23 protein-coding genes are annotated in these 26,955 nt (G+C 61.9%); 10 read left to right on the top strand and 13 right to left on the bottom strand.

Annotated features, from left to right (window positions below):
• Positions 1 to 14 precede the first annotated feature (14 nt).
• The 7 genes from flgK to BM026_RS17060 all read right to left on the bottom strand — a co-directional run bounded on the left by flgK (position 15) and on the right by BM026_RS17060 (position 8,615).
• Positions 15 to 2,069 carry a flagellar hook-associated protein FlgK gene (gene flgK / locus BM026_RS17090; protein WP_092243015.1) on the bottom strand — a complete coding sequence of 685 codons (2,055 nt, stop codon included), beginning with the start codon at positions 2,067 to 2,069 and terminating at the stop codon, positions 15 to 17.
• Between the two features lie 10 nt (positions 2,070 to 2,079).
• Positions 2,080 to 3,351, bottom strand: a complete 1,272-nt coding sequence (gene flgJ, locus BM026_RS17085; RefSeq protein ID WP_071491291.1) for a flagellar assembly peptidoglycan hydrolase FlgJ — start codon at positions 3,349 to 3,351, stop codon at positions 2,080 to 2,082.
• 4 nt (positions 3,352 to 3,355) lie between these two features.
• Entirely contained in the window at positions 3,356 to 4,444 is a 1,089-nt protein-coding gene (locus BM026_RS17080; RefSeq protein WP_033901075.1) for a flagellar basal body P-ring protein FlgI, read from the bottom strand.
• Positions 4,445 to 4,471: 27 nt separating this feature from the next.
• Positions 4,472 to 5,167, bottom strand: a complete 696-nt coding sequence (flgH, locus tag BM026_RS17075; protein WP_015885208.1) for a flagellar basal body L-ring protein FlgH — start codon at positions 5,165 to 5,167, stop codon at positions 4,472 to 4,474.
• Between the two features lie 53 nt (positions 5,168 to 5,220).
• The gene (gene flgG, locus BM026_RS17070; RefSeq protein ID WP_093529498.1) at positions 5,221 to 6,006 is read right to left on the bottom strand and encodes a flagellar basal-body rod protein FlgG; all 786 of its coding nucleotides are present in this window, start codon (positions 6,004 to 6,006) and stop codon (positions 5,221 to 5,223) included.
• A 58-nt stretch (positions 6,007 to 6,064) separates the two neighbouring features.
• The gene (locus tag BM026_RS17065; protein WP_058424922.1) at positions 6,065 to 6,805 is read right to left on the bottom strand and encodes a flagellar basal body rod protein FlgF; all 741 of its coding nucleotides are present in this window, start codon (positions 6,803 to 6,805) and stop codon (positions 6,065 to 6,067) included.
• A gap of 247 nt (positions 6,806 to 7,052) precedes the next feature.
• Positions 7,053 to 8,615 carry a sigma-54-dependent transcriptional regulator gene (locus BM026_RS17060; RefSeq protein WP_071491293.1) on the bottom strand — a complete coding sequence of 521 codons (1,563 nt, stop codon included), beginning with the start codon at positions 8,613 to 8,615 and terminating at the stop codon, positions 7,053 to 7,055.
• A gap of 257 nt (positions 8,616 to 8,872) precedes the next feature.
• Here BM026_RS17060 and phhA point away from each other — a divergent pair, with 257 nt between their 5' ends.
• The 3 genes from phhA to BM026_RS17045 all read left to right on the top strand — a co-directional run bounded on the left by phhA (position 8,873) and on the right by BM026_RS17045 (position 11,311).
• Positions 8,873 to 9,664, top strand: a complete 792-nt coding sequence (gene phhA / locus BM026_RS17055; protein ID WP_092243009.1) for a phenylalanine 4-monooxygenase — start codon at positions 8,873 to 8,875, stop codon at positions 9,662 to 9,664.
• Positions 9,665 to 9,761: 97 nt separating this feature from the next.
• Entirely contained in the window at positions 9,762 to 10,118 is a 357-nt protein-coding gene (locus BM026_RS17050) for a 4a-hydroxytetrahydrobiopterin dehydratase (RefSeq protein WP_093529495.1), read from the top strand.
• A complete protein-coding gene (locus BM026_RS17045) occupies positions 10,118 to 11,311 on the top strand; it encodes an amino acid aminotransferase (RefSeq protein ID WP_093514007.1) in 1,194 nt (397 codons plus the stop codon). The genes BM026_RS17050 and BM026_RS17045 overlap by 1 nt, the downstream gene beginning before the upstream one ends.
• Positions 11,312 to 11,372: 61 nt before the next feature.
• Here the strand turns inward: BM026_RS17045 and BM026_RS17040 are convergent, their stop codons facing one another.
• Positions 11,373 to 12,182: a UDP-2,3-diacylglucosamine diphosphatase gene (locus BM026_RS17040; protein ID WP_071491296.1), complete on the bottom strand. Its 810-nt coding sequence runs from the start codon at positions 12,180 to 12,182 to the stop codon at positions 11,373 to 11,375.
• 137 nt (positions 12,183 to 12,319) lie between these two features.
• Here BM026_RS17040 and BM026_RS17035 point away from each other — a divergent pair, with 137 nt between their 5' ends.
• The 3 genes from BM026_RS17035 to BM026_RS17025 all read left to right on the top strand — a co-directional run bounded on the left by BM026_RS17035 (position 12,320) and on the right by BM026_RS17025 (position 14,467).
• Positions 12,320 to 13,069 (top strand): helix-turn-helix transcriptional regulator, encoded by a 750-nt coding sequence (locus BM026_RS17035; RefSeq protein WP_093514008.1) that lies wholly within the window; start codon positions 12,320 to 12,322, stop codon positions 13,067 to 13,069.
• A gap of 99 nt (positions 13,070 to 13,168) precedes the next feature.
• Positions 13,169 to 14,053 (top strand): DMT family transporter, encoded by an 885-nt coding sequence (locus BM026_RS17030; protein WP_093529492.1) that lies wholly within the window; start codon positions 13,169 to 13,171, stop codon positions 14,051 to 14,053.
• A 132-nt stretch (positions 14,054 to 14,185) separates the two neighbouring features.
• The gene (locus tag BM026_RS17025; protein WP_092242996.1) at positions 14,186 to 14,467 is read left to right on the top strand and encodes a hypothetical protein; all 282 of its coding nucleotides are present in this window, start codon (positions 14,186 to 14,188) and stop codon (positions 14,465 to 14,467) included.
• A gap of 42 nt (positions 14,468 to 14,509) precedes the next feature.
• On the opposite strand, the gene BM026_RS17020 is transcribed toward BM026_RS17025, so the two are convergent.
• The gene (locus BM026_RS17020) at positions 14,510 to 14,797 is read right to left on the bottom strand and encodes an Rdx family protein (RefSeq protein ID WP_093122276.1); all 288 of its coding nucleotides are present in this window, start codon (positions 14,795 to 14,797) and stop codon (positions 14,510 to 14,512) included.
• Positions 14,798 to 14,881: 84 nt separating this feature from the next.
• Here BM026_RS17020 and BM026_RS17015 point away from each other — a divergent pair, with 84 nt between their 5' ends.
• Positions 14,882 to 17,071: a patatin-like phospholipase family protein gene (locus BM026_RS17015; RefSeq protein WP_093529488.1), complete on the top strand. Its 2,190-nt coding sequence runs from the start codon at positions 14,882 to 14,884 to the stop codon at positions 17,069 to 17,071.
• A 229-nt stretch (positions 17,072 to 17,300) separates the two neighbouring features.
• On the opposite strand, the gene BM026_RS17010 is transcribed toward BM026_RS17015, so the two are convergent.
• Together BM026_RS17010 and recQ are read right to left on the bottom strand one after the other, a co-directional pair.
• Positions 17,301 to 17,735 carry a MarR family transcriptional regulator gene (locus tag BM026_RS17010; protein WP_058424932.1) on the bottom strand — a complete coding sequence of 145 codons (435 nt, stop codon included), beginning with the start codon at positions 17,733 to 17,735 and terminating at the stop codon, positions 17,301 to 17,303.
• 121 nt (positions 17,736 to 17,856) lie between these two features.
• Positions 17,857 to 19,983, bottom strand: a complete 2,127-nt coding sequence (gene recQ / locus BM026_RS17005; protein ID WP_093529485.1) for a DNA helicase RecQ — start codon at positions 19,981 to 19,983, stop codon at positions 17,857 to 17,859.
• A 265-nt stretch (positions 19,984 to 20,248) separates the two neighbouring features.
• Here recQ and BM026_RS17000 point away from each other — a divergent pair, with 265 nt between their 5' ends.
• The 3 genes from BM026_RS17000 to BM026_RS16990 all read left to right on the top strand — a co-directional run bounded on the left by BM026_RS17000 (position 20,249) and on the right by BM026_RS16990 (position 24,828).
• On the top strand, positions 20,249 to 20,836 hold the full coding sequence (locus BM026_RS17000) for a UPF0149 family protein (RefSeq protein WP_058424934.1): 588 nt from the start codon (positions 20,249 to 20,251) through the stop codon (positions 20,834 to 20,836).
• Between the two features lie 20 nt (positions 20,837 to 20,856).
• Positions 20,857 to 21,240: a YbaN family protein gene (locus BM026_RS16995; RefSeq protein ID WP_071491302.1), complete on the top strand. Its 384-nt coding sequence runs from the start codon at positions 20,857 to 20,859 to the stop codon at positions 21,238 to 21,240.
• Between the two features lie 117 nt (positions 21,241 to 21,357).
• On the top strand, positions 21,358 to 24,828 hold the full coding sequence (locus tag BM026_RS16990) for a hybrid sensor histidine kinase/response regulator (protein ID WP_092242987.1): 3,471 nt from the start codon (positions 21,358 to 21,360) through the stop codon (positions 24,826 to 24,828).
• Between the two features lie 24 nt (positions 24,829 to 24,852).
• Here the strand turns inward: BM026_RS16990 and rmuC are convergent, their stop codons facing one another.
• Both rmuC and BM026_RS16980 read right to left on the bottom strand, forming a co-directional pair.
• Positions 24,853 to 26,217: a DNA recombination protein RmuC gene (rmuC, locus tag BM026_RS16985; RefSeq protein ID WP_170856059.1), complete on the bottom strand. Its 1,365-nt coding sequence runs from the start codon at positions 26,215 to 26,217 to the stop codon at positions 24,853 to 24,855.
• 175 nt (positions 26,218 to 26,392) lie between these two features.
• Positions 26,393 to 26,716 (bottom strand): SEL1-like repeat protein, encoded by a 324-nt coding sequence (locus BM026_RS16980; RefSeq protein ID WP_025855837.1) that lies wholly within the window; start codon positions 26,714 to 26,716, stop codon positions 26,393 to 26,395.
• Positions 26,717 to 26,955: the final 239 nt, after the last annotated feature.

Genomic DNA, 26,955 nt, shown 5'->3' with positions numbered 1-26,955 from the left:
CGTCCCAGGCTCCCTTAAAGACTATTGATCAATGTGCTGAAGGTTTCTTGCGCAGCCTTGATGATCTGCGACGATGCCGTGTAGTACTGCTGGAACTTGATCATGTCGCCCGCCTCTTCGTCCAGGTTGACCTGGGACACCGAGTTGCGCGCATTCTTGTTGGCGGTCAGCAATGCGTTCGTCGCCGTGCTGTCCGTACCGGCAGCCGCCGCTTTCGCGCCGACGGTAGATACCAACTTGCTATTGGCCCCTACGAGGCTGGTGCCGCCGGTGCCATCGGCGGCCGTGCCGATGGTCGCCTTGGTTTGCAGGCCGAGCAGCTCAAGGGCGTTGCGGTTATCGGACTTGCCGGAGGCATTGAACGAGAACGTCGTGCTGTCGCCGTTGGCCGGCGAACCGCCCACCGTGGTGTCGAAACTGAAGCTCTTGGCCGGCACCACCAGGGCACCGTTGGCATCGCGCATCGGCACGTTGATCGTGACCTTGTTGCCCTGCCCCGGAACAATGCTGCCGGTGCCGATCGGGTTGCCCTGGGCATCATTGAGTGTGTACGGCTGGGTGCCGTCGGCTGCCGGCTTGCCGAATACCATCTTCACCGGCATCGAATGCTCAATCCCCGTGCGCAACTGGGCAGTGGCGGCGCCGCCCTGGATATCCAAAGGCACCGTCAGGGTCGGCGGGGTAAACGTGCCGGTACCTTCGTTGGTCTTACTGGCCTGCCCGGATAGTGGCGCGGCAAAAGCGATCTTGTTCGGATCCGTCATCACGGTGCCAATGTCCTTGGCACCATTGGCGGTCGGGCTGACCTTGAAGCTGTCCCCGGTAGCCATCGGCCCCTTGCCGTCGAGCGCCAACGTGAAACCATCGATCACGGCCGGTGGCGTGGCGGTGACGTCAAAGGTCCCCATGGCCTTGCCATCGGAACGCACCACGGTGACGTTGTTCGGGTTGGCGCTGTCGTTGAAGGTGACCTTGTAATCGAAATTGGTCAGCTTGCTGCTGTCCTTGATCGACACGTTCAGGTTGCCGGAACCCGCGCTGTTGCCACCCGAAGCCTGGCTGCGCTGGGCAATGGCCGCGGCGCTGTTGATGTCCTTGAACAGCGAGCTGCCGAACTGGCCGTTGAGGTCCAGGCCCTGGCCCAACTGGTTGTTGATGGTATCTGCGGTGGCGATGGCGATGCGCCCCAAGTCATTGATGGCAGGCATCAGGACATCGCTGCGATAACGCAACAGACCGCCGATGCTACCGCCGCTGAGCACGTTGCCCAGATCGAGCGACTCACCGCCGCCCACGTTGAGCTGGATGGTGAACTGGCTGGTGTCGTTCTTGCTCGGTACGGCGGAGATGGTGTTGAACTGGTCACCCAATACCAGCGACTGGCCGGAACCGGTGCTGACGCTGAAGATGCCATTCTTCTCGGTGGCGGTCACGCCGACCAATTCGTTCAGCGAACGCACGGCTTCGGCACGCGCGTCCAACAGATTGGCCGGGGCCGTGTTCGACGAACCCTGCACCTGGGCGATCTGCTTGTTGAGCGAGGCAATGGACGACGTCAGCTTGTTGACCTGGTCGCTCATCGACGACAGCTGGCTGTTGATGGTTTCTTTCTGCTGGCCCAACTGTGTAGAGATCGAGTTGAAGCGATTGCTCAGCGTCTGCGCCTTGGTGATCAACACCTGGCGGGCCGAGACATCGCTCGGGTTGCCCGAGGCAGTCTGCACGGCCGAGAAGAACTCACTGAGCACAGCCGACATACCGGTGGTCTTGTCCGACAGGGTCTTGTCGACAGCGCTGACCTGGTCGAGGTAAGCCTTGGCATCGCTGTTGAGCGAGGTGCTGTTCTGGTACGCCGCGTCGAGAAACTCGTTATACACCCGGCGCACATCGGCCAGGGTGGTACCGCTGCCGATGTACACACCACCGTACTGGTTGGCCGCACTGGCGTTCTGGGTGGTCTGCTGACGCGAATAACCCGGAGTATTGGCGTTGGCAATGTTATTACTCAAGACCGACAGCGATCCTTGAGAGGCATTGAGCCCTGACATCCCGATACTGAGCAAACTCATGGTTCAGACCTTATAAATGTGTGGTTGCGCCAGCGGCAGCGTAATTCTGGTAACTGTCCATCGTTTTGGCGATCTGCGAAATCTTGCTGGCATAGGCCGGGTCGGTGGCGTAACCGGCTTTTTGCAACTCGCGGACAAACTGTTCCGGGTTGTCGGCCGATTTGATGACTTCTTTATAGCGATCATTGCTTTGCAGCAAGGTCACCAGGTCATGGAAGCTGTCCTGGTAGGAGTTGTAGGAACGGAACTGCGCCGTTTCCTTGACCATCGCCCCATCCCGGAACTCGCTGGTGATCGCACGTGCCTGGCCGCCCTGCCAACTCTGGCCGGCCTTGATGCCGAACAGGTTGTGGCTGCTGCTACCGTCTTCGGCGCGCATCACCGATTTACCCCAACCGGTTTCCAGGGCAGCCTGGGCCACCAGGTACTTCGGATCGACACCGATGCGCGCCGCGGCGGCCTTGGCCATCGGCAACATGGTGGCGACAAATTCATCCTGCGAACTGAAGGCCTTCTTCGCCGGCGCCAAGGGTGGCTGGGCCACGGCGCGACCGTACACCTGCATGCGCCCGCTCGGCACGGCGAAGGTGCGCGCGCTGCTGTTGATCACGTTGTCGTCGGCCACGCTGTTACGCAGCGGCGCGCTTTTGGCATCGATAGCAACGGGCGCGTTCGGCACGATGCCGGCCAGCAGGCGATCGGTCAGCTTGCTCGGCAAGGCGATGCGACGCTGGTTCATCAGCTCCATGTCATTGCTGTGGGACGCCGCAGCGCCGACCTGCGGTTCAGCCACGCGGTACGCCCACAACGGACGCTGGCCATTGGAGCGGCCCAGCGGCCCTTCGGCCTGGGTGCCTGCCGCGATTTCCGTCGGCACGTCGACCTTCTTCGCAGGCTCGGCAGCCGCCGGACCTTGCAAGGTGGCGGCCTGGGCCTCCACCGGTTTGTTTTTCTGCATCTGGCGCATCAGCACGTCGGCCAGGCCGATGCCACCGCCTTCGCGGGACATCGAGACGGCCAGCTGCTGGTCGTACATTTCCTGGTACTGCTTGGCGGCCGGCGTGTTCATCGGGTTGTCTTTACCCAGCGCCTCGGTAGCCGAACGCATGGACTTGAGCATCTCGCTCAAGAACAGCGATTCGAACTCCTGCGCGACCTTGCGCATGTTGCCTTCGCTGTTCTTGTCGGCACCGACCTTGAGCTGGTTAAGCCGGTTCAGGTCGGAGTAAGACCCCGAATCCGCCGTGCTGCTGATCCCGCTCTTGCGCATATCCATGACCATGGCCTCAGATCACGATCAGGTCGGCTTGCAAGGCGCCGGCCTGTTTCAATGCTTCGAGGATCGCCATCAAGTCGCCGGGCGCTGCGCCCACCTGGTTCACCGCGCGGACAATCTCGTCCAGGGTGGTGCCAGGGCCGAACTTGAACATCGGCTTGGCTTCTTGCTGGGCATTCACCCGCGAACGCGGCACCACCGCCGTCTGGCCGTTGGACAACGGGCCAGGCTGGCTGACGATCGGGTCTTCGGTGATGGTCACGGTCAGGCTGCCGTGGGTCACGGCGGCTGGCGAGACCTTGACGTTCTGGCCGATCACGATGGTGCCGGTGCGCGAGTTGATGATGACTTTGGCCACGGCCTGGCCAGGGTCGACTTCAAGGTTTTCCAGGATCGACAGGTAGTCGACGCGCTGGCTCGGGTCCAGCGGCGCCGTCACACGGATCGAGCCGCCGTCGATGGCCTGGGCCACGCCCGGGCCGAGCATGTCGTTGATCTTGTCGACCACGCGCTTGGCGGTGGTGAAGTCGGAACGGTTGAGGTTCAGGGTCAGGCTGTTGCCCTGGTTGAAACCACTTGGCACGGTACGTTCAACCGTGGCGCCGCCCGGGATACGCCCGGCCGACGGCACGTTGACGGTGATCTTCGAACCGTCGCGACCTTCGGCGTCAAACCCGCCTACCACCAGGTTGCCCTGGGCGATGGCGTAGACGTTGCCGTCGATACCCTTGAGCGGCGTCATCAGCAAGGTGCCGCCGCGCAGGCTTTTCGAGTTACCAATGGACGACACGGTGATGTCCACCACCTGGCCCGGTTTGGAGAACGCCGGCAGGTCGGCGCTGATCGACACTGCCGCGACGTTTTTAAGCTGCACGTTGCCCGACCCCGCCGGCACCTTGATGCCGAACTGCGAGAGCATGTTGTTGAAGGTCTGCAGGGTGAACGGGGTCTGGGTGGTCTGGTCACCCGTACCGTTGAGCCCCACCACTAGGCCGTAGCCGATCAACTGGTTGGAACGCACGCCGGAGATGCTGGCGATGTCCTTCAGGCGCTCGGCCTGGGCGACAGCGCTCAAGGAAAGCAGGAGTGCGGCCGCCATCAGCTGTTTGAAGTTCAAAGTGGCCACCTAGAAAGGGAACAGCGGGCTAAGGAAGAAACGGTCGAACCAGCCCGGCTGGCTTGCATCAGCAAACGAACCCGTACCCGAGTAGGTAATGCGTGCATCGGCAATCCGTGTGGACGGCACAGTGTTGTCGGTGGAGATGTCATCGGCACGGACCATGCCGGCAATGCGCACCAGCTCGTCACCGGTGTTGAGGGTCATCCACTTTTCACCGCGCACGGCGATGATGCCGTTGGGCAGCACATCGGCCACGGTAACGGTGATCGAACCGGTCAGGCTGTTGCCCTGCCCCGCCGAACTCTTGCCGTTGGTGGCACGATCACCGCTGTAGCCGGCGCTCAGGCTCAGGTCGCCATCGCCCAGCGGGTTGTTGGTGTTGGGCACGGCACCGAACAACGAGGTCAGGCCGATACCGGTCTTGCTGGTCTTGCCCACCTGGGAGTTGGCGTTCTTGCTGGCCTGGGTCTTCTCGTTCAGGGTAATGGTGATGATGTCACCGACCCGGAACGCTTTGCGGTCGCTGTACAGGTTCTGTTCGAAACCGGCCTGGTAGATCGAGCCATTGTTGGCCGCCGCCGGCAACGGCGTGCGTGGCAACACCGGCGCGTAGTACGGGTCATTGGGTTTTGGCGTCGGGGCGACACAGCCCGCAAGCACGGCAATCCCACTCAATGCCAGAACAGAAACATAGCGATTCATGACCCTTACCTCACGGTGTTGCAGGCGCCGTCAAGAGCGCCCCATAGACTTGATTACAGATTCTGCGTTACGAACGAAAGCATCTGGTCGGCAGTGGAGATCACCTTGGAGTTCATCTCGTAGGCGCGCTGGGTGGTGATCATGTTGACCATCTCCTCAACGGTGCTCACGTTGGAGGTTTCCAGGGTGCTTTGCAGCGTGGTGCCGAAACCGTTCAGGCCAGGGGTGCCGATTTGCGGCGCGCCGCTGGAGGCGGTTTCCAGGAACAGGTTGTTGCCTATGGCCTGCAGGCCGGCCGGGTTGATGAAGTCGGCGGTCTGCAGGTTGCCGATCACTTGCGACGCGGGGTTGCCGGCCACGGTGATCGACACGGTACCGTCGTTACCGACGGTGAAGGTCTTGGCGTCGGCTGGAACGATCACGGCCGGCTCCAGGGCGAAACCGTTGGCGGTCACGATCTGGCCGTTGGAGTCCAGGTGGAAAGTACCGTCACGGGTGTAGGAAGTAGTGCCGTCCGGTTGCAGGATCTGGAAGAAACCACGGCCGTTGATGGCCATGTCCAGCGGCTGGCCGGTCTGCTGCAGGTTACCGGCGCTGAAGTTCTTCTGGGTGCCGACGATCTGCACACCGGTACCCAATTGCAGGCCGGACGGCAGTTCGCTGTCCTGCGTCGACTGGGCGCCTGGCTGCTTCTTGATCTGATAGAGCAAGTCCTGGAACTCGGCACGGTCACGCTTGAAACCCGTGGTCGACACGTTGGCCAGGTTGTTGGAAATGGTGGTCAGGTTGGTGTCCTGGGCGGACAGACCTGTTTTGGCAACCCATAGAGCCGGAAGCATGCTGTTCTCCTTCGTGCGCCTGTTTGTTGGCGCTGCGCCGCAAAATTAGTGTGTTGGATCAGCTCATCTGCATGACGCGTGTCATGGCCTGATCGTCTTCTTTAGCGCTGTTCATCATCTTGATGTGCAGCTCGAACTGCTTGGAAAGCGCCAGCACCGCAGTCATCTCTTCCACGGCATTGACGTTGCTCGCCTGCAGGAAGCCCGAGGTCAGCTTGACGTTCGCGTCGGCCTGGGCCGGCTGGCCATCCTTGGTGTGGATGGTGCCGTCGAGGCCTTTATTCATGTTCTTCAGGTCCGGCTGGACCAGCTTGATGCGGTCCACTTCGGCCATCACCCGCGGGCCTTCGCCCATGGCGCGGATGCTGATGGTGCCGTCGGCACCCACTTCGATTTTCTGCTGGGGCGGCACGGCAATCGGGCCACCGTTGCCCATGATCGGCATGCCGTTGCCGGCGCGCAGCACGCCCAACGCATCGACGTTCATGCTGGCGCTGCGCACGTAGGCTTCACTGCCATCAGGCGTCTGCACGGCCATCCAGCCGTCACCGTTGACGGCCACGTCCAGGTCACGGCCGGTCTCGATCATGGCGCCAGGGGTGAAGTCGGTGGCCGGACGCTCGGTCATGGCAAACGCCCGCGCCGGAAAGCTGTCACCGAACACCGGCATCGAACGCGCCTGCTCCAGGTCACGTTGGAAACCATTGGTGGAAATGTTCGCCAGGTTGTTGGCATGGGCCTTCTGCGCCAGAGCATTCTGGCTGGCGCCGGTCATTGCCACATAAAGGTACTTGTCCACGCTTCTTCCTCTTTCTGACGGACGCTTGCCGCCCACCGCTGTACTGATGAGGCTTAAGCAATTTGCGAACCAACTTTTGAAAATAGCGAGAAGTGCAGGCGGGGCGGGGGTTTGCCGTGAGGTGGGGTGAATTCCGCATTGAGCGCGAGTCGAAAAAACGGCGGACTACTGCCGCCTGCGGCAAACCCCGTCCTTGAAAACGACAAAGATCAAATGTGGGAGGGGGCTTGCCGCCTCCCACATTGGGTTATTTATCGGTCTTGAGGATTTCGTAGTCGCGCAGCTTATTGGCGATGGTGGTGTGCGACACCCCCAGGCGCTTGCCCATCTGCCGACTGCTGGGATGCTCGGCGTACAAGGCTTCCAGCACCGCCTTCTCGAACCGCCCGACAATTTCTTCCAGGCCACCCTCCAGCGAAAAATCGCCAAGTGGCTGACGCACGCCATAGTCCGGCAACCGGATGTGCTCGACCTTGACCGTCCCGCCGTCGCACAACGACACCGCCTGGAACAGCACGTTTTCCAACTGCCGCACATTGCCTGGCCAGTGGTAATGACTGAGGCGCTCCATTGCGGCGGGCGCCAACCTGGGCAGCGGGCAACCGATCTGTCGGCTGGCCTGGTCGAGAAAGTGCTCGACCAGCGGCGCCAGGCCGTCCAGGCATTCGCGCAACGGCGGGATATGCAGGGACAGCACATTGAGGCGGTGATAAAGGTCCTGGCGAAATTCGCCACGGGCGCACAGCTCGGACAAATCCACTTGGGTGGCGCAGATCACCCGCACATCGAGGTACACCTCTTCATCGCTGCCGACGCGACGGAAGCAACCGTCCTGCAAAAAGCGCAGCAGTTTCACCTGCAAGCGCGCGCTCATTTCCCCTACACCGTCGAGAAACAACGTACCGCCCGCCGTCAGCTCCAGCAGGCCGAGCTTGCCTTCGGCCCGCGCGCCCTCAAACGCGCCAGGACCGTAGCCGAACAACTCGGTTTCGGCCATCGACTCAGGCAGGCCGGCGCAGTTGAGCGCCATCAACGGCGATTGCCCACGCGGGCTGGCCAGGTGACAGGCCCGCGCCAGCAGTTCCTTGCCGGTGCCGGTTTCGCCTTCTATTAATAGCGGCGCGTCCAGTGGCGCCATGCGCCGGGCTTCGCGCACCACCGCGGCCATGACTTTGGAACTCTGGAAGATGCTGTCGAAGCCGCGCAGTTCCTGCTTGCGCACGTTGTAGATGCGCTCACCGACGCGGTCGGCGCGGTGCAGGGTCAATACAGCACCGGCCATGGCCTCGCTGTCGTCATGCTCGGAGGATTGCAGCGGCGCGATGTCCGCCAGGAACACGTCGCCCTTGACCTTGACCCGCAGGCCGTTGATCCGCGACTTGCTCGCGCGCACCAGCTCCGGCAAGTCGAAGTCCTCGGCATAGCGCGACAACGGAATGCCCGGCACTTCATCCACCCGCACCCCGAGCAACTGCGCCGCCGCGCGGTTGGCGGCGACGATGGAGCCGCCCATGTCGATGGACAACACCGGAAACTCCAGGGCGCCCAGCAGTGCATTGAGTTCCATATGCCGGCGCTCGCTGGGCATCAGCCCGACTCTTTTGACGCCAAACACCCCGGCAATCGCCTCGAATTGCGGGCGCAGGGCCTGAAACTGCATGTTCACCAGGTTCGGGCAGTACAGGTAAATGGCGTTGCCATGCTCCCCACCGACCTCGCCCTTGGCGACGTTGACGCCGTATTCCACCAGCAGATTGAGGATGTCCCGCAGGATGCCAATGCGGTTCTGGCAGTGCACTTTGATACGCATGAAGAGGCCCGAAAAGTGGGGAAGCGCCGCGTCTTTTTGTCGCTGGGCGCAGATAGTCGTCAAGATTATGTGACAGGCGGAGTGACTTTCCCAGCCCAATGCAACGGCCAGCCCCACAAGCGTAACGAATACTTTACGGAAAATGGTAAGTTTTCCTACGCCAAGGCGTTTTAAACAGATGGAATCCGGCCTCGCCCGGGTTATCAATAGGCTCATCGCAGGACATAACAAGAACGAATGCCTAGCAGGAGAGCCGTATGAAGCAGACGCAGTACGTGGCCCGCGAGCCCGACGCGCAAGGTTTTATCCACTACCCGCCGGAAGAACACGCGGTGTGGAACACCCTGATCACTCGCCAGTTGAAGGTGATCGAGGGTCGCGCCTGCCAGGAATACCTGGACGGCATTGACAAGCTCGGCCTGCCACACGATCGCATCCCGCAACTGGGTGAAATCAACAAGGTGCTGGCCGAGACTACCGGCTGGCAGGTCGCCCGTGTGCCGGCGCTGATTCCCTTCCAGACCTTCTTCGAATTGCTCGCCAGCAAACAGTTTCCAGTGGCGACCTTTATTCGTACTCGCGAAGAACTGGACTACCTGCAAGAGCCGGATATTTTCCACGAGATTTTCGGCCACTGCCCGCTGCTGACCAACCCCTGGTTCGCCGAATTCACCCACACCTACGGCAAGCTCGGCCTGGCGGCCACCAAGGAGCAACGGGTGTATCTGGCGCGCCTGTACTGGATGACCATCGAATTCGGCCTGGTGGACACGCCCGCAGGCCGGCGCATCTACGGCGGCGGCATTCTGTCATCGCCCAAGGAGACCGTGTACAGCCTGTCGTCCGAGCCCGAACACCAGGTGTTCGACCCGCTGGAAGCCATGCGCACGCCGTACCGCATCGACATCCTGCAACCGTTGTATTTCGTGTTGCCCAATCTGAAGCGCCTGTTCGAAGTCGCGCAGGAAGACATCATGGGCATGGTCGAGCGCGGTATGCAGTTGGGTCTGCACGCGCCGAAGTTTCCACCGAAACCCAAAGCGGCTTGAACCTTACATCTTCAGGCCAGGTGAGTCTGTTCCCTGGCCGCGCGTTGCTTTAGGGTGACGCTACTGATCTTCAAACACTCGAATTCAGGACACCATCATGATCACCTTGAACCAAGCCCATTGCGAAGCCTGCCGCGCCGATGCCCCGCAAGTCAGCGATGAAGAACTGCCGGTACTGCTCAAGCAGATCCCTGACTGGAACATCGAAGTCCGCGACGGCGTGATGCAACTGGAAAAGGTTTTCCTGTTCAAGAACTTCAAGTTCGCCCTGGCCTTCACCAACGCCATGGGTGAAATCTCCGAAGCCGAAGGCCATCACCCTGGCCTGCTCACCGAGTGGGGCAAAGTCACCGTGACCTGGTGGAGCCACTCCATCAAGGGCCTGCACCGCAACGATTTCATCATGGCCGCCCGCACCGACGAAGTGGCCAAGGACGCCGAGGGCCGCAAGTAATGCACTTCGATGCCATTGGCCGCGTACCCGGCGACCCGATCCTCGGGCTGATGGACCTGTACGCCCAGGACGCCAACCCGAACAAGTTCGACCTGGGCGTGGGCGTCTACAAGGACGACCAGGGCCTGACGCCGATTCCGCACTCGGTGAAACTGGCCGAGCAGCGCCTGGTTGACACGCAAACCACCAAGACCTACATCGGCGGCCACGGCAATGCCGCATTTGGCAAGCTGATCAGCGAACTGGTGCTCGGCGCCGACTCCCCGCTGCTGCGCGACCGTCGTGCCGGCGCCACCCAGACCCCAGGCGGCACCGGTGCCCTGCGTTTGAGCGCCGACTTTATTGCGCAAAACCTACCGGGCCGTGGCGTGTGGCTGAGCAACCCGACCTGGCCGATCCACGAAACCATCTTCGCCAAGGCCGGCCTCCAGGTCAGTCATTACCCCTACGTGGGTGCCGACAATCGCCTGGACGTGGCGGCGATGCTCGCCACTTTGTCCAGCGTGCCCCAGGGCGATATCGTGCTGCTGCACGCCTGCTGCCACAACCCGACCGGTTTTGACCTGTCCCAGGATGACTGGCGCCAGGTGCTGAAGATCGTGCGCGAGCGCCAACTGCTGCCGCTGATCGACTTCGCCTACCAGGGCTTTGGCGATGGCCTGGAGCAGGATGCCTGGGCGGTGCGACTGTTCGCGGCCGAGTTGCCGGAAGTGCTGGTCACCAGCTCCTGCTCGAAAAACTTCGGCTTGTACAGCGACCGTGTCGGCGCGCTGATCGTGTGCGCAGCGGATGCCGAGAAGCTGACGGATGTGCGCAGCCAACTGGCGAACACGGCGCGCAACCTGTGGTCGACGCCGCCAGACCATGGTGCGGCGGTGGTGGCGACGATCCTGGGTGATGCCGAGCTGAAAAAGCAGTGGAGCGACGAGGTCGAGGCCATGCGCTCGCGGATCGCACACCTGCGTTCCGGGCTGGTGGAGGCGTTGGCACCCCATGGTCTGTCGGAGCGGTTTGCGCACATTGGCGCACAGCGTGGGATGTTTTCCTATACCGGCCTGAGTGCCGGGCAGGTTACACAACTGCGGGAGAAACACAGCGTGTATATGGTGAGTTCTGGCCGGGCGAATGTGGCCGGGATTGATGCCACGCGGTTGACGCTGCTGGCCGAAGCCATCGCCGACGTTTCCCGCTGACGAAACCCGGAATGAATGTGGGAGAGGGCTTGCCCCTCCCACATCTGGCTTGTGTGCAACTTCAGCCCGCGACCATTTCGGCCTTGAGCTGCGCTTCCCTGGCCTGCGCATCCGCCAACCGATACAACTCGATACTCCCATCCCAGTGCTCGATCAATGCCGTGCACGACTCCACCCAATCCCCGCAGTTGAGGTAGTCCACCTCGCCCACCTTGCGGATCTCCGCATGATGAATATGCCCGCAGACCACCCCGTGCAGCTCGCGCTTGGTCACTTCGTGGGCGATGGCTTCTTCGAAATCACTGATGAAATTCACCGCCGTCTTGACCTTGTGCTTGAGGTACGCCGACAGCGACCAATAGCCATAGCCATAGCGCGCCCGCCAATGGTTCAGCCAACGGTTGAGCGTGAGGGTGAATTCGTAGGCCGAATCGCCGAGGAATGCCAGCCAGCGGTGATAGCGGGTGATCACGTCGAACTGGTCGCCGTGGATCACCAACAGATGGCGGCCGTCGGCAGTCACATGAATGGCTTCGTCTACCAGTTGGATATTGCCCAGGATCAGCTTGGAATAACGGCGCAGGAATTCGTCGTGGTTACCGGTGACGTAGATCACCTCGGTGCCGCGCTTGGCCATGGTCAGCAGGCGACGGATCACGTTGGTGTGAGCCTGGGGCCAATACATGCCGCCACGCAGTTTCCAACCGTCGATGATATCGCCCACCAGGTAGACCTTGTCGGCGTGATAGCCCTTGAGGAACTGCGACAGATGCTCAGCCTGGCAATCCCGCGTGCCCAGGTGCACATCGGAAATCCACAGGGTACGCACCCGTTGCTTGCGGCTGGGCTTGGTGAACTCGGCACTGGTCATGGGTATCCCTCGACGGTGTTTTCGCGAGCTTGCGCCCTGGCGATTAATAGCCCATGACAACTGTGCGTCAGTCTGATGACAGCGCCTGCCGGCCGCAAAGCGTTGTAGACTGCCGGCTTGCCAGCATGGAGACCACTATGGGACCCGCCCTCACCCTGCGCCATTACCTCGAAGCGCCCCTCGCCCACAGCCATGATCATGCGCAGTTGGTGTTCGGCCTGTCCGGGCACCTGGACCTGGAAGTCGATGGGCGTGGCAGCCAGGTCCGCGAAAGCAGCGTGATGGTGCTGCCCTTCTCCGCCCACCATGCGTGCGGCAGCCGTGATGGCAGCCGCTGCCTGGTGCTGGATGTGCCCACCGAGCATTGGTTGCTGCAATCGCTGGGCGAACATGCCGACGCCAGCCGCCGCTTGCTCGACCAACCGGCGCGGCTGGCCCTGGATACGCGGCAGAACCAGTTGGTGCAATGGCTGGCGCACAGCCCGGTGGATGACCCGCTGATCGTCCAGCAAGGCGCCGTGCTGTTATTGGCCAGTCTCAATCATCCCCAGGCCCAACCCCTTTCGGCACGGCGTCTGCCGTACGCGGCGTTCAATGCGCACATCGAGCGCCACCTTGCGCACCCGCTGCAGGTGGCGGACCTGGCGCGCATCGCCGACCTGTCGGTGGCACGCTTGCATGCCCGCTTCATCGCCGAATGCGGACAAACGCCGATGGACTACATCCGCAGTCGGCGCCTGCACATCGCCTTGGACCTGCTGCGCCAAACGCCGTTGCCCATCGGCGACATCGCCGATCGCGTCGGCTACACCTCGCAAAGCGCCTTTGCTGCCGCGATGCTGCGTGAGTTTGGCGCGTCGCCGGGGGCTTTGCGACGCAACGCGTAGGAAGAGTCCTGCGATAAAAAACGCGAGCCGCACGACAGACATCCGCACCGGCGACCCACTAGACTGCGCACTTGCCACCCGCTTGTCTCAAGGATCGCAATGACTCCCCGCTCAGCCCTCGGCGCCCTGCATATCGGCGCATTGATGTTTGGCCTAACCGGCGTATTCGGCAAACTCGCGGCCGCTTCGCCAGCCATCATCGTGTTTGGTCGCGCGGCGTTTGCCGTGGTGGCCCTGGCGGTGTTTGCCCGGTTCGCCAGCAACACGGCGTGGAAGATACTGGAGCTGCGCGACTGGCGCCGGCTGCTGGTGAGCGGTGTGTTGCTGGCGGCGCACTGGGTGACCTTCTTTATTGCCGTCAAGGTAGCCGGTGTGGCCGTCGCAACCTTGGGCTTCACCGCGTTCCCGGCGTTTACCGTAATCCTCGAAGGGCTGATTTTCCGCGAGCGGATCCGCACCAACGAAATTGTACTGGTGGCGCTGGTCAGCGTCGGGCTGGTGCTGGTCACCCCGGACTTCAACCTTGCCAGTGAAGCCACGGGCGGCTTGCTCTGGGGGATCGCCTCGGGGCTGTTGTTTTCACTATTATCGCTGAACAACCGCGCCAGCTCCGGCCGCATCCCCGCAGTGCAGGCGGCGCTGTGCCAGAACGTGGTGGTCGCGGTTTGCCTGTTGCCGGTGGCGACACCGGGGTTGACCGAGGTACGGGCAATCGACTGGCTATGGATCGGTTTGCTCGGCGTGTTCTGCACGGGCCTGGCCCACAGCCTGTTTGTCGCAAGCCTGGCGGTGATCAAGGCGCGCACGGCTTCGGTGGTATTTGCCATGGAGCCGGTCTACGGCATCACCGCCGCCTGGTTGCTGTTTGCCGAAACGCCGACGCTGCGCATGCTCCTGGGCGGCGCACTGATCATCGTCGCCATTGTGCTGTCGGGGTTGATGGGCAGCGCCAGCCAGGCCAAACAACCCACTGCAACGGCCTGATCTATACTTTAAACATCCGCAACAGTCAGCAGTCGTTCAACGGATATCCGACAGCTCGATGACAGCCTGGGTGTGTTCTGAAGTTGCTGCAAGCGAGTGGTCACAACCTCAACGCGATGCGGGAGCTTTACCATGGAAATGCTCATCAGCTTATTGGTACAGATCATCAGCGGGGCAGTCGGCGGCAACGTCGCCGGCATGACCAAACAGAGCCTCGGGACCGGGCTCAATACACTGATCGGGGGTGTCGGCGGACTGGCGTTGGGCCAGGTCGTCGCGGCATTCACGGGCACCTCGGGCGGTGAAGCGCTGGATGTGGCGGCAGTTGGCAGCAACATTGTGGGGGGTGGTATAGGCGGCCTCATACTGACGTGGCTGATTGGCTTCATCAAACAAAAGATGGCCGCCAAATAGGGCCGCACCAGAGGGTCACCGCCCTTGATAGGGCGGTGACGTTCACTGCGTACGGTCGTTGTGCCCCAGGTCACGCTGCGGGTCGATCCGGTCGCGTACGCGCTGCTTGAGCACCTTGGCTTCGGGAAAGCCCCCGTCCGCCTTGCGCTCCCAGATCTGTACGCCATCACAGGTGATGCGAAACGCGCCGCCGGTGGCCGGCTCCAGTGAGACCTTGCCCAGGTCATCGGCAAACGTACTCAACAGTTCCTGAGCCAGCCACGCGGCACGCAGCAGCCACTGGCACTGGGTGCAATAGGTGATGACGACCTCGGGTTTGCTTGTGGACATAATTTGAAAGGCTCCTGGCATGACGGGCTCGACGGATCGAGTGGCTATAATACCGACCTTTATCGCCCAGCCCCGAGATTCCTGATGCGCCGCCTGCTGTCCTGCCTGTTGCTGTGCCTGTTCCCTCTGCTTGCCGACGCCGTTGAACCGCCCCGTCCGAAAATCGGCCTGGTGCTGTCTGGCGGCGCCGCCCGAGGCCTGGCCCATATCGGCGTGCTCAAGGCGCTGGAAGAACAAGGCATCCAGATCGACGCGATTGCCGGCACCAGCATGGGCGCGGTGATCGGTGGGCTGTATGCCTCTGGGTACAAGATCGATGAACTGGAAAAGCTGGCGCTGAGTATCGACTGGCAACAGGCCCTGTCCGACGCACCGCCGCGGGAAGACGTGCCGTTCCGGCGCAAACAGGATGACCGGGACTTCCTGGTCAAGCAGAAACTCAGCTTTCGCGACGACGGCAGCCTGGGCCTGCCACTGGGTGTGATCCAGGGCCAGAACCTGGCGCTGCTGCTGGAAAGCATGTTCGCCCACACCAGCAACACGCGTAACTTCGACAAGTTGCCCATCCCCTTCCGGGCGGTGGCGACCGACATCACCACCGGCGAGAAGGTGGTGTTCCGCAAGGGCCACCTGCCCCAGGTGATCCGCGCCAGCATGTCGATCCCGGCGGTGTTCGCACCGGTGGAACTGGACGGTCGGCTACTGGTGGATGGCGGCATGACCGACAATATCCCGCTGGATGTGGCGCGAGAGATGGGCGTAGACATCGCCATAGTCGTGGACATCGGCACCCCGCTGCGTTCACGCAAGCAACTGGCCACGGTGGTGGACGTGCTCAACCAGTCCATCACCTTGATGACTCGGCGCAATTCCGAGGAACAACTCAAGGACCTGCACCCCAAGGACGTGCTGATCCAGCCGCCTCTCGCCGCCTATGGCGTGACCGCCTTCGGCCGCGCCAAGGACATGATCGACGCCGGCTACCGCGCCACCCGTGCCCTTGACATGCGCCTGGCCCACCTGCGCCCCGCCGAGCCGGTCGACCCGCAATTGGTGGCCGCGCGCACGCCGGGCGAACGCACCCCGGTGATCACCGCGATCAGCGTGGAGAACGATTCGAAAGTCAGCGACGACGTGATCCGCTACTACATTCGCCAACCCCTGGGCGAGCCGCTCAACCTGGGACGCCTGCAAACGGACATGGGCACCCTGTACGGCCTGGATTATTTCGAGCAAGTGCAATACCGCGTGGTCAAGAAGGGCCAGGACAACACGCTGGTGATCAGCGCGCGGGGCAAGCGCAGCGGCACCGACTACCTGCGCCTGGGCCTGAACCTGTCGGATGACATGCGCGGCGACAGCGCCTTCAACCTCGGCGCCAGCTACCGCATGAATGGCATCAACCGGCTCGGTGCGGAATGGCTCACGCGGGTGCAGATCGGGGACCGCCAGGAGCTGTACAGCGAGTTCTACCAGCCGATGGACACCGGCTCGCGCTACTTTGTCGCACCGTACATCAGGGCCCAGGCGCAGAACGTCGAGCTGATCCTGGACAACGACCCCATCTCCGAATACCGCTTGGAACGCTACGGTTTTGGCTTGAACGTCGGCCGCCAGATCGGCAACAGCGGCGAGATCCGCTTCGGCGTCGGCGAAGCCTGGGGCAAGGCGGATGTGCGCATCGGCGACCGGGATTTGCCCGGTGTGAGTTTCAGCGAAGGCTTCTATGAACTGAAGTACTCCTTCGATTCCCTGGACAACGTGTACTTCCCCCACACCGGCGAAGACATCGGCCTGGCCTACCGCGAGTTCGAACCCGGCCTGGGCTCGGACCAGCGCTACCGCCAGTGGGAGTTCAAGCTCGACAAAGCCATGAGCCACGGTCCGGACACCCTGGTGCTGGGTGGACGCTACGGGCGCACCCTGGATGATTCGGATGTGGTGATTTCCAGCTTCCTGCTGGGCGGGGCGCGACAGCTATCGGGCTTTCGCCAGGATGCGATCTCGGGGCAGAACATCAGCCTGATGCGGGCGGTGTACTACCGCAGGCTTACGCCCCGTTCGTACCTGCCACTGGATTTCCCGTTGTACCTGGGCGCTTCACTTGAACGCGGCCGGGCGTGGAACAACGACAACGAATTCGACAGCGGCTATATCAACGCGGCGAGTATTTTCCTGGGGTTCGATACGCCGTTGGGGCCGCTGAATTTCAGCTATGGGTTCAACGATGACAACCAGAAGGCGGTGTATCTGAACCTGGGGCAGACGTTTTAGCGTCTTGCACAGAACCCGTGTGGAGAGCGGCGCTATTGTGGCGAGCGGGCTTGTCCCGCGTTGGGCTGCGAAGCGGCCCCAAAAACAGACGACTGATTTCTAGCTGAAAAAACGCGGTGACTTTAGGGGGGCTGCTTCGCAGCCCAACGCGGGACAAGCCCGCTCACCACAACAAATCTGCTCACCACCACAGCACCGCTGGCCACAGCAAGCCCGACCGGTGGTTTCTTCAGGACTTTTCCAGATTCGCCAGGATGTGCCCATGCACGCGCATGCACACGCTCAGGTCGGCTTCGTCCACCCCCACAAACAGCTCGTGGCGCAGGGCGGTGGCAATGGTTTCGATTTGTTCGATCAGGGGGCGTGCGGTATCACACAGCACGATGCGCTTCGCACGACGGTCTTCCACCACCGCCTGGCGTTGCACCAGGCCTTGGCCTTCAAGGCTGTCCAGCAGGCGAGCCAGTGTAGGCCCTTCGACGCCGACGCTTTGCGCCAGCTCACGCTGGGTGGGTGCTTCTTCAAAACGAGCCAAGTGCAGCAGAACCAGCCAGCGCGCCTGGGATAAACCAAGCCCCGCCAGACGGCGGTCCAGCTCGGCGCGCCACCCACGGGACATTTGCGCCAGCTGCATGCCAAAACGATGTTGATCGGTTAAAGACATAAAAAACTCATTGTTTAGACTGAAAATAAAGTGTGGCTAATTATTAGTCAGCTAAGCATGAGCTTTGCCCATAGGCAAGAGTTGCTATGTACTGATTCGTTACATTGTCGTAATTGCCACACTAAATTTCGAACTCAGACTGCAAAGCCGCGCGCACGCAGTACAAAACCCCCTCTGGAACACGCCCGGTAAACAGCGGCGCAATCTCCGCAACAGGTGGTAATTCGCCCTCGCCGTCGAGGAACGCATCCTGGATCTCACCGAGCAGATCCTCTGGCAAATCAAGGGCCTGCTCCAACGACAACTGCTGCTTGCCGATGGATTCGGCAAGCAAGGTGTAGACGTTTTTTTCCGAACATTGCAACTGACCGGCGATCTGGATCGGGGTCATGCCGGCGCGTGCCAGGCTGATCAGTTCGTGGCGGATATCGGCGACCTCCTTCGGCGCTTCGGCATGGCCGCCGAGCACTTCGAGGAACGCCTGGCCGTAACGCTCCAGCTTTCGCGCCCCCACGCCGCTGACGCGCGCCATCTCGGCCATGGTGGTGGGCTGTTCGCGCAACATTTCCAACAGCGTCGAGTCGGGGAAAATGACGTACGGCGGCACGCTGTGTTCCTGTGCCAGTTTGCGCCGAAGGGTGCGCAAGGCTTCCCACTGCTCCCGTTCCTCGCCACGCACCAGTTGGCTGGCCTGACTGGTGCTGGTCCTTGCGGTGGTCTGCGGCTTGAGGTCGCGGCGTAACTCCAGGCTGACCTCGCCTTTCAGCAAGGGCCGGCAACTGTCATTCAGACGCAGGCCGCCGAATCCTTCGATGTCGATGTCTACCAATCCACGCGCGACCATCTGCCGGAACAGAGAACGCCATTCGCCTTCGGCGCGGGCCTTGCCGACACCGTAGACCGAGAGTTTTTCGTGGCCGAAGCTGCGGACCTTCTCGTTGTCCTTGCCCAGCAGTACATCCACCAGATGGCCCACACCATAACGCTGACCAGTGCGGTAGATAGCGGACAAACCCTGGCGTGCCGGCTCGGTGGCATCCCAGGTCTGCACGCCATCAACGCAGTTATCGCAGTGGCCGCAGGGTTCAGGCATGTCTTCATCGAAATATGCCAGCAGGGTCTGGCGCCGGCAGCGGGTTTCCTCACACAGCGAGAGCATCGCGTCGAGCTTGTGCTGCTCCAGGCGCTTGTGTCGCTCGTCGCCTTCGGAGTTCTGCAACATCTGCTTGAGCATCACCACGTCTTGCAGGCCGTAGACCATCCACGCATCCGCCGGCAAACCGTCACGGCCGGCACGCCCGGTTTCCTGGTAGTACGCCTCGAGGGATTTGGGCAAATCCATGTGCGCCACGAAGCGCACGTTGGATTTGTCGATGCCCATGCCGAACGCGATGGTAGCCACCATGATCAGGCCTTCCTCGTTGAGGAAGCGCTTCTGGTGCGCCGAACGCGTTTCGTTGGGCAGGCCGGCGTGGTACGGCAGCGCCGGGTAGCCCTGCTCGCAGAGAAACGCAGCCACTTCATCGACCTTCTTGCGCGACAGGCAATAGACGATGCCCGCATCGCTGCGCCGCTCGGAGAGGAACGCCAGCAACTGCTTGCGCGGCTGCTCCTTGGGCACGATGCGATAGAAAATATTCGGTCGGTCGAAGCTTGAGAGGAAGCGTTCGGCGTTCTGCAGATGCAGGCGCTCGACGATTTCTTCCCGGGTGCGCTTGTCGGCGGTCGCGGTCAGCGCAATGCGCGGCACATCGGGAAACAGCTCCGCTAATTGGCCGAGCTGCAAATACTCGCGGCGGAAGTCATGACCCCATTGCGATACGCAGTGGGCTTCATCGATGGCGAACAGGGCGATTTCCAGGCTCTGCAAAAACGCCAGCATGCGCGGCTGCACCAGACGCTCGGGCGCCAGATAGAGCATCTTCACTTCACCGCGCTTGATGCGAACGGCCAGGTCACGCTGCTGTTCGGCACTGAGGGTGGAATTCAACGATGCGGCGGCGACACCCAGCTCTTCCAGGGTTGCCACCTGGTCGTCCATCAATGCAATCAAAGGCGATACCACCACCGCCAAGCCATTGCGCAACAGCGCCGGCACCTGGAAGCACAAAGACTTGCCGCCACCGGTAGGCATCAGGACCAGTGCGTCACCGCCACTGGCCACGCGCTCAATGATCGCACCCTGGCGGCCACGAAAACTGTCGTAGCCGAAGATGTCCTTGAGGACGCGTTGAGCCTGCTCGAGCATGTAAAACTCCAAAATGGTGCCGAAATCCCTCTGTACAGGCTGGCCGAAAAAACACGCGTTCACGGGAAATAATCCGTAAGCGAAGTTTTCGCGGGCTGGCGCTTGGCCTGCAAGGGCATCACAAAACGCGGCAGTATACCCGAGCGATCTGCGGCAAAGGGCATCACTGACGAATAGCCGCCACGATCTAAAATGCCGTGCGGCTGGCCTGGGCGCTCAAGAAAGCCTAGAATTCAGCATCGTTTATTCCCAAGGTAACTCTTCAATGTCCTTCGCTGAGCAACTAACCCGCCTGCAAGCCTTCCTCGACGCCGATGAGCTGCATGACGAGGCGCTGGACTACGTGGCCGCCCACGGCTACCTGACCGCCTTGTCGATCTGCTCCGAGGTCGTGCCTGACCGTGAATGGATCGACGCGCTGTTCGCCGAAGAGCCGCACTACACCGACGCCGCCCAACGCGAAGAAATCGAAGCCACCCTGCTGGCCCTCAAGGCCCACATCGGTCGCCAGCTGGCCTCGGACGAAGAGTTCGAGCTGCCGTGCGAACTGGACCTGGGCGAAGAGCCGGATGACTCCGACCTGCGCGGCTGGTGCATCGGCTTCATGGAAGGCGTGTTCCTGCGCGAAGCCGCCTGGTTTGAAACCGCCGAGGAAGAAGTCAGCGAAATGCTGCTGCCGATCATGGTCGGTTCGGGTCTGTTCGACGACCAGCCGGAGTTCTCCGACATCGCCGCCGACGCCAACCTGATGGACGACATGATCGTGCAGATCCCGGAAGCCCTCACCGCGCTGTACCTGCTGTGCAACGCCCCTGACGAAAAACCGGCGATCCTCAAGCCACGTCACCACTGAGTCGTTTGCCCGTGACACCCATGGGCAACCGTCCGCTGCTCCTGCGCTACCTGTTGCTGGCCATTGGTTGGCTGAGCGTAGCGCTGGGGGTCATCGGCATTTTCCTACCGGTATTGCCGACCACGCCCTTCCTGCTGCTCGCCGCCGCCTGCTTCGCCCGAAGCTCTCCGCGTTTCTACCACTGGCTGGTGCAACACCCGCGCCTTGGCCCGTGGATCCGTGATTACCTGGACGGCAACGGCATCCCGCTCAAGGGCAAGGTCTACGCCATCGGCTTGATGTGGCTGAGCATCGGCGTGTCCTGCTATTTAGTGCCCCTACCGTGGGCGCGCGGCTTCATGCTGACCAGCGCCGTGCTGGTGACAATCTACATCCTGCGCCAGAAAACCCTGCCACCGCGCTGAATGACCTGCGACATTCGATCCCACACGACCTTGGTCGACACTGACTAACCCCAGGCATCATGCGAGACTGTCCAACCGGGCCTGGAATGCCCGGGCGTTCCTATGCTCGGAGTTACCATGACGCTGTCCAGCGGGCTGATCGCCGCCGTTGCCCTGGCCTATATGGCCATTATGTTTGCCATCGCCTTCTACGGTGACCGTCGCCGTGCGCCACTGCCGCCGCGCATGCGTGCCTGGGTGTACAGCCTGTCGCTGGCAGTTTATTGCACCAGTTGGACCTTCTTTGGCGCCGTAGGCCAGGCCGCCGAACAGCTGTGGGCGTTTTTACCGATTTACCTGGGGCCGGTGCTGCTGCTGGTGCTGGCACCCTGGGTGCTGCAGAAGATGATTCTGATCAGCAAGCAGGAAAACATCACCTCCATTGCCGACTTTATTGCCGCGCGCTACGGCAAATCCCAATCGCTGGCGGTGGTGGTCGCACTCATCTGCCTGGTCGGCGTATTGCCTTACATCGCCCTGCAACTCAAAGGCATCGTGCTGGGCGTGAACCTGTTGATCGGCGCGGGCGCGGACACCACCGGCACCCGCGCCCAGGACACCGCGTTGATTGTGTCGCTGGTGCTGGCGCTGTTCACCATCGTGTTTGGTACGCGCAACCTCGACGCGACGGAGCACCACCGGGGCATGGTGCTGGCGATCGCGTTTGAATCCCTGGTCAAGCTGTTCGCCTTTCTGGCGGTCGGCGCGTTTGTGACCTACGGCCTGTACGACGGTTTCGGCGACCTGTTCAGCCAGGCCATGTTGGCGCCAAGGCTGGAGGAATACTGGAAAGAGACCGTCAACTGGCCGTCGATGGTGGTGCAGACCGGCGTGGCGATGATGGCGATCATCTGCCTGCCGCGGCAGTTTCATGTCACGGTGGTGGAAAATATCGACCCTCAGGACCTGCGTCTGGCCAAATGGGTGTTCCCCGCCTACCTGATCCTGGCCGCTCTGTTTGTAGTACCGATCGCCCTGGGCGGCAAGATGATGCTGCCGGGCTCGGTGCTGCCGGACTCCTACGTGATCAGCCTGCCCATGGCCGAAGCCCACCCGGCGCTGGCGGTGCTGGCCTTTATCGGCGGCGCCTCGGCGGCCACCGGCATGGTGATTGTGGCGAGCATCGCCCTGTCGACCATGGTCTCCAACGACATGCTACTGCCGTGGCTGCTGCGCCGCTCCAGTGCCGAGCGCCCGTTCGAAGTGTTCCGCCACTGGATGCTGTCGGTACGCCGAGTCAGCATCGTCATCATCCTGTTGCTGGCCTACGTCAGCTACCGCCTGCTGGGATCCACCGCGAGCCTGGCGACCATCGGCCAGATCGCCTTTGCCGCCGTGACTCAACTGGCACCGGCGATGCTCGGTGCGCTGTATTGGAAACAGGCCAACCGACGCGGTGTGTTTGCCGGGCTGGCAGCGGGCACTTTCCTATGGTTCTACACCCTGGTCCTACCGGTAACGGCGAAAAGCCTGGGCTGGTCCCTCAGCCTTTTCCCAGGACTGACGTGGATGCATTCCCACCCACTGGGTCTGTCCGTGACGTCGTTGACCCTGGGCACCGTGTTCTCGCTGGCGGGCAACTTCACGCTGTTCGTGTGGGTGTCGATGCTGTCGCGCACGCGGGTTTCCGAACACTGGCAAGCCGGGCGTTTTATTGGCCAGGAAATCAGCCAACGCGCCAGCGCCCGCTCGATGCTGTCGGTGCAGATCAGTGATTTGCTCAGCCTGGCCGCGCGCTTTGTGGGTGAAGAACGCGCCCAGCAGAGTTTTATCCGCTTCGCCTATCGTCAGGGCAAAGGCTTCAACCCCAACCAGAATGCCGACAACGACTGGATCGCCCACACAGAGCGGTTGCTGGCCGGTGTACTCGGTGCCTCCTCGACCCGTGCCGTGGTGAAAGCCGCCATTGAAGGGCGGGAAATGCAACTGGAGGACGTGGTACGCATCGCCGACGAAGCCTCGGAAGTGCTGCAGTTCAACCGCGCCTTGCTGCAAGGCGCTATCGAGAACATCACCCAGGGTATCAGCGTGGTCGACCAGTCCCTCAAGTTGGTGGCCTGGAACCGGCGTTATCTGGAGCTGTTCAACTACCCGGACGGACTGATCAGCGTCGGCCGGCCGATTGCCGACATCATCCGCTACAACGCCGAACGTGGCTTGTGCGGGCCAGGTGAGGCCGAAGTGCATGTGGCGCGCCGCCTGCACTGGATGCGCCAGGGCCGTGCGCACACGTCTGAACGCTTGTTTCCCAATGGTCGCGTGATCGAACTGATCGGCAACCCGATGCCCGGCGGTGGCTTCGTGATGAGTTTCACCGACATCACTGCGTTCCGTGAAGCCGAGCAAGCCCTTACAGAGGCCAACGAAGGCCTGGAACAACGGGTCACCGAGCGCACCCACGAACTGTCGCAGTTGAACGTGGCGCTCACCGACGCCAAGGGCGTGGCCGAGTCCGCCAGCCAGTCGAAGACGCGTTTCCTGGCGGCGGTCAGCCATGACCTGATGCAACCCCTGAATGCCGCACGCCTGTTCTCCGCCGCCCTCTCCCACCAGCAGGACGGCCTCTCCAGCGAAGCCCGGCAATTGGTGCAGCATCTGGACAGCTCACTGCGTTCCGCCGAAGACCTGATCAGCGACCTGCTGGATATTTCGCGCCTGGAAAACGGCAAGATCAATCCGCAGCGCCAGCCTTTTGTGCTTAACGAACTGTTCGACACCTTGGGCGCCGAGTTCAAGGCGCTGGCCCAGGAGCAAGGTCTGCGCTTCCGCCTGCGCGGCAGTCGTTTGCGCGTGGACAGCGACATCAAGTTGCTCCGCCGGATTCTGCAGAACTTTCTTACCAACGCATTCCGTTATGCCGACGGCCCGGTGCTACTCGGCGTACGCCGACGTAAAGACGCGCTGTGCCTGGAAGTGTGGGACCGTGGCCCGGGAATCCCACCGGATAAACAAAAGGTGATCTTCGAGGAATTCAAGCGCCTGGACAGCCACCAGACCCGCGCCGAGAAAGGCCTGGGGTTGGGCCTGGCGATCGCCGACGGCCTGTGCCGCGTGCTGGGTCACCGCCTGAGTGTGCGTTCATGGCCCGGCAAGGGCAGCGTATTCAGCGTGCGCGTACCGCTGGCCCGCAACCAGACGAGCCCGCAGGTCAGGACGCCGCAGGAAACCGGCCTGCCGCTGAGCGGTGCGCAGGTGCTGTGCGTGGATAACGAAGAAAGCATCCTGATCGGCATGCGCAGCCTGCTGACGCGCTGGGGCTGCGAAGTCTGGACCGCCACCGACCAGGCGCAATGCGCGGCATTGCTGGCCGATGGCGTGCGTCCGCAACTGGCGCTGGTGGACTACCATCTGGACCATGGCGAAACCGGGACTGAACTGATGGGTTGGCTGCGCGCGCAATTGGCGGAGCCGATTCCCGGCGTGGTGATCAGCGCCGACGGCCGCCCGGAGATGGTGGCCGAGGTGCATGCGGCGGGGTTGGATTACCTGGCCAAGCCGGTGAAACCGGCAGCGTTGCGGGCATTGTTGAGTCGACATCTGCCTTTGTAGGAGACGGCAGGCCGACGCCTACCGTTACTCGGGCAGATGGGCCACGCCATCTGAGTCGGTCATCGCCCGTTCCAGCAAATCAGCAGGAAGACTCTTGCTGGCCCGCGCACCGAGCAACCTCAATTGCTCAGTCCGGCTGACCAGATTTCCGCGCCCATCTGTCAGCTTGTTACGTGCTGCGCTGTAAGCCTTATCCAACTGCTGCAAACGGTTACCCACTTCATCCAGGTCCTGGATAAACAACACGAACTTGTCGTACAGCCAACCGGCGCGCTCGGCGATCTCCCGGGCATTCTGGCTCTGGCGTTCCTGCTTCCACAGGCTGTCGATCACGCGCAGGGTGGCCAGCAACGTGGTCGGGCTGACGATCACGATATGGCGGTCGAAGGCTTCCTGGAACAGGTTCGGCTCGGCCTGCAACGCAGCGGAAAACGCTGCTTCAATAGGTACGAACAGCAACACGAAATCCAGGCTGTGCAGGCCCTCCAGGCGCTTGTAATCCTTGCTCGCCAGCCCCTTGACGTGATTACGCAGCGACAGTACGTGCTGTTTCAGGGCCGCCTGGCCGATGACCTCATCATCCGCCGCCACGTATTGTTGATACGCGGTGAGGCTGACCTTGGAATCCACCACCACCTGCTTGTCACCAGGCAACATGATCAGCACGTCCGGCTGGAAGCGCTCGCCATCCGGGCCCTTGAGGCTGACCTGGGTCTGGTACTCACGGCCTTTTTCCAGGCCCGCGTGCTCCAATACCCGTTCGAGGATCAGCTCCCCCCAGTTGCCTTGGGTTTTCTGGCCCTTCAACGCACGAGTCAGGTTGGTGGCTTCATCCGACAGACGCAGGTTCAGTTGCTGTAGGCGCTCCAGCTCTTTAGCCAGGGAAAAACGCTCGCGCGCCTCGTTCTGATAGCTTTCTTCCACGCGCTTTTCGAAAGACTGAATGCGCTCCTTCAGCGGGTCGAGCAATTGGCCCAGGCGCTCCTGGCTGGTTTCGGCAAAGCGCTGTTCGCGCTCATCGAAGATCTTGCCGGCCAGCTCGGCGAACTGCGCGCGCAGCTCATCCCGCGAGCCTTGCAGGTCGGTTAGGCGTTGTTGATGGCTGTCCTGTTGTTCGCGCAGTTCGGCGCGCAAGGCAGCTGAAAGAGCGTCGAGGCGGCGCAGCTCAGTCTCCTTGGCGCTGCGGTCGAGGTTCCAGGCGTGGGCGGCGTCGCGGGCATTGTCACGGTCGATCTGCAGCAGCTCGACTTCGCGGCGTAAGGCAGCCAGGTCGGCCTGCTTGGCGGCGTTGGCCTGGCTCAGATCGCTGATCTCGTCGCGGCTGGCATCCAACTGCGCGGCGAGGCCCTCCTGGGCCAGTTGTGCGGTGGCCAGGCGCTCTTCGAGCAGTTCCCAGCCGGTCATGCGTGCGGTCAGTCGCCGCTGAAGCTGCCAGCACACCGCCAATAAAGGCACGGCAGCGCCGGCGAGGCCCAGGGCGATACTGGTCCAGTCAAAAAACATAGACATGTCTGCCATCACCGAAAAAAAGCAAGGTTAGCGGAGCCCAGGGCCTGAGGACAGCTCAGTCTTCGACCTGGCCCAGTTCACGCTGGGCGCGACGGTCGCCGGCACGGGCCGCCAGGCGCAACAGGTCGTGGCCGATGCGGCGGTCGCGGGCATTCCCACATTCACGGCACATCAGTTGGCCCAGGCGACTTTGGGCAGCGACCACGCCTTCACGGGCGGGCTGCTTGAGCAAGCGCCCGGCGAAGTGTTTGACGTTGGTGTTATGACCCAGGCGCGGACTGTCGAGCAGCCACAAGGCAACTTTCAAGGAGAAGCGCTTGGGGGCGGTAACAGTTTGAGGGGTATCGGTAACAGAAGGTGATACTGAGCGAAACTTCATAAAGCACTGTGGGACAGATCGGAAGGCGCGCCACTCTACTCTTTTTTTCGTACAGGTAAAGCTGAAAAAACTCTGCACGCCCGTTCTAGAGCAAGCGCTTGGGACAATCCACAGAAGCTGTGGATAACTCAGTGGACAACCCCCCTTTAACTCGCGCAAAGCCCCATGGAATGGGGGCCGCAGTCAAACTGACGATTTTTTCACCAATAAAAAAAAGCCAGATTTTTCATTGACTTAAA

It is taken from the genome of Pseudomonas sp. NFPP24 (assembly GCF_900112095.1).
Taxonomy (GTDB): Bacteria; Pseudomonadota; Gammaproteobacteria; order Pseudomonadales; family Pseudomonadaceae; genus Aquipseudomonas; species Aquipseudomonas extremorientalis.
Note: the sequence above shows the minus strand (reverse complement) of the source record. Positions and strands in the feature narration are given on the sequence as shown.

What these genes read in the sequence shown, in the direction of transcription:
- BM026_RS17020 (WP_093122276.1), bottom strand. Translation starts at nt 14,797, where the DNA reads ATGTCCACAAGCAAACCCGAGGTCGTCATCACCTATTGCACCCAGTGC.
- flgJ (WP_071491291.1), bottom strand. Translation starts at nt 3,351, where the DNA reads ATGGTCATGGATATGCGCAAGAGCGGGATCAGCAGCACGGCGGATTCG.
- BM026_RS17060 (WP_071491293.1), bottom strand. Translation starts at nt 8,615, where the DNA reads ATGCGTATCAAAGTGCACTGCCAGAACCGCATTGGCATCCTGCGGGAC.
- BM026_RS17010 (WP_058424932.1), bottom strand. Translation starts at nt 17,735, where the DNA reads ATGTCTTTAACCGATCAACATCGTTTTGGCATGCAGCTGGCGCAAATG.
- phhA (WP_092243009.1), top strand. Translation starts at nt 8,873, where the DNA reads ATGAAGCAGACGCAGTACGTGGCCCGCGAGCCCGACGCGCAAGGTTTT.
- BM026_RS17025 (WP_092242996.1), top strand. Translation starts at nt 14,186, where the DNA reads ATGGAAATGCTCATCAGCTTATTGGTACAGATCATCAGCGGGGCAGTC.
- recQ (WP_093529485.1), bottom strand. Translation starts at nt 19,983, where the DNA reads ATGCTCGAGCAGGCTCAACGCGTCCTCAAGGACATCTTCGGCTACGAC.
- BM026_RS16995 (WP_071491302.1), top strand. Translation starts at nt 20,857, where the DNA reads ATGGGCAACCGTCCGCTGCTCCTGCGCTACCTGTTGCTGGCCATTGGT.
- BM026_RS17015 (WP_093529488.1), top strand. Translation starts at nt 14,882, where the DNA reads ATGCGCCGCCTGCTGTCCTGCCTGTTGCTGTGCCTGTTCCCTCTGCTT.
- BM026_RS17035 (WP_093514008.1), top strand. Translation starts at nt 12,320, where the DNA reads ATGGGACCCGCCCTCACCCTGCGCCATTACCTCGAAGCGCCCCTCGCC.
- BM026_RS17000 (WP_058424934.1), top strand. Translation starts at nt 20,249, where the DNA reads ATGTCCTTCGCTGAGCAACTAACCCGCCTGCAAGCCTTCCTCGACGCC.
- flgK (WP_092243015.1), bottom strand. Translation starts at nt 2,069, where the DNA reads ATGAGTTTGCTCAGTATCGGGATGTCAGGGCTCAATGCCTCTCAAGGA.
- BM026_RS17045 (WP_093514007.1), top strand. Translation starts at nt 10,118, where the DNA reads ATGCACTTCGATGCCATTGGCCGCGTACCCGGCGACCCGATCCTCGGG.
- BM026_RS16980 (WP_025855837.1), bottom strand. Translation starts at nt 26,716, where the DNA reads ATGAAGTTTCGCTCAGTATCACCTTCTGTTACCGATACCCCTCAAACT.
- flgH (WP_015885208.1), bottom strand. Translation starts at nt 5,167, where the DNA reads ATGAATCGCTATGTTTCTGTTCTGGCATTGAGTGGGATTGCCGTGCTT.
- BM026_RS17080 (WP_033901075.1), bottom strand. Translation starts at nt 4,444, where the DNA reads ATGGCGGCCGCACTCCTGCTTTCCTTGAGCGCTGTCGCCCAGGCCGAG.
- BM026_RS16990 (WP_092242987.1), top strand. Translation starts at nt 21,358, where the DNA reads ATGACGCTGTCCAGCGGGCTGATCGCCGCCGTTGCCCTGGCCTATATG.
- BM026_RS17030 (WP_093529492.1), top strand. Translation starts at nt 13,169, where the DNA reads ATGACTCCCCGCTCAGCCCTCGGCGCCCTGCATATCGGCGCATTGATG.
- BM026_RS17040 (WP_071491296.1), bottom strand. Translation starts at nt 12,182, where the DNA reads ATGACCAGTGCCGAGTTCACCAAGCCCAGCCGCAAGCAACGGGTGCGT.
- flgG (WP_093529498.1), bottom strand. Translation starts at nt 6,006, where the DNA reads ATGCTTCCGGCTCTATGGGTTGCCAAAACAGGTCTGTCCGCCCAGGAC.
- BM026_RS17050 (WP_093529495.1), top strand. Translation starts at nt 9,762, where the DNA reads ATGATCACCTTGAACCAAGCCCATTGCGAAGCCTGCCGCGCCGATGCC.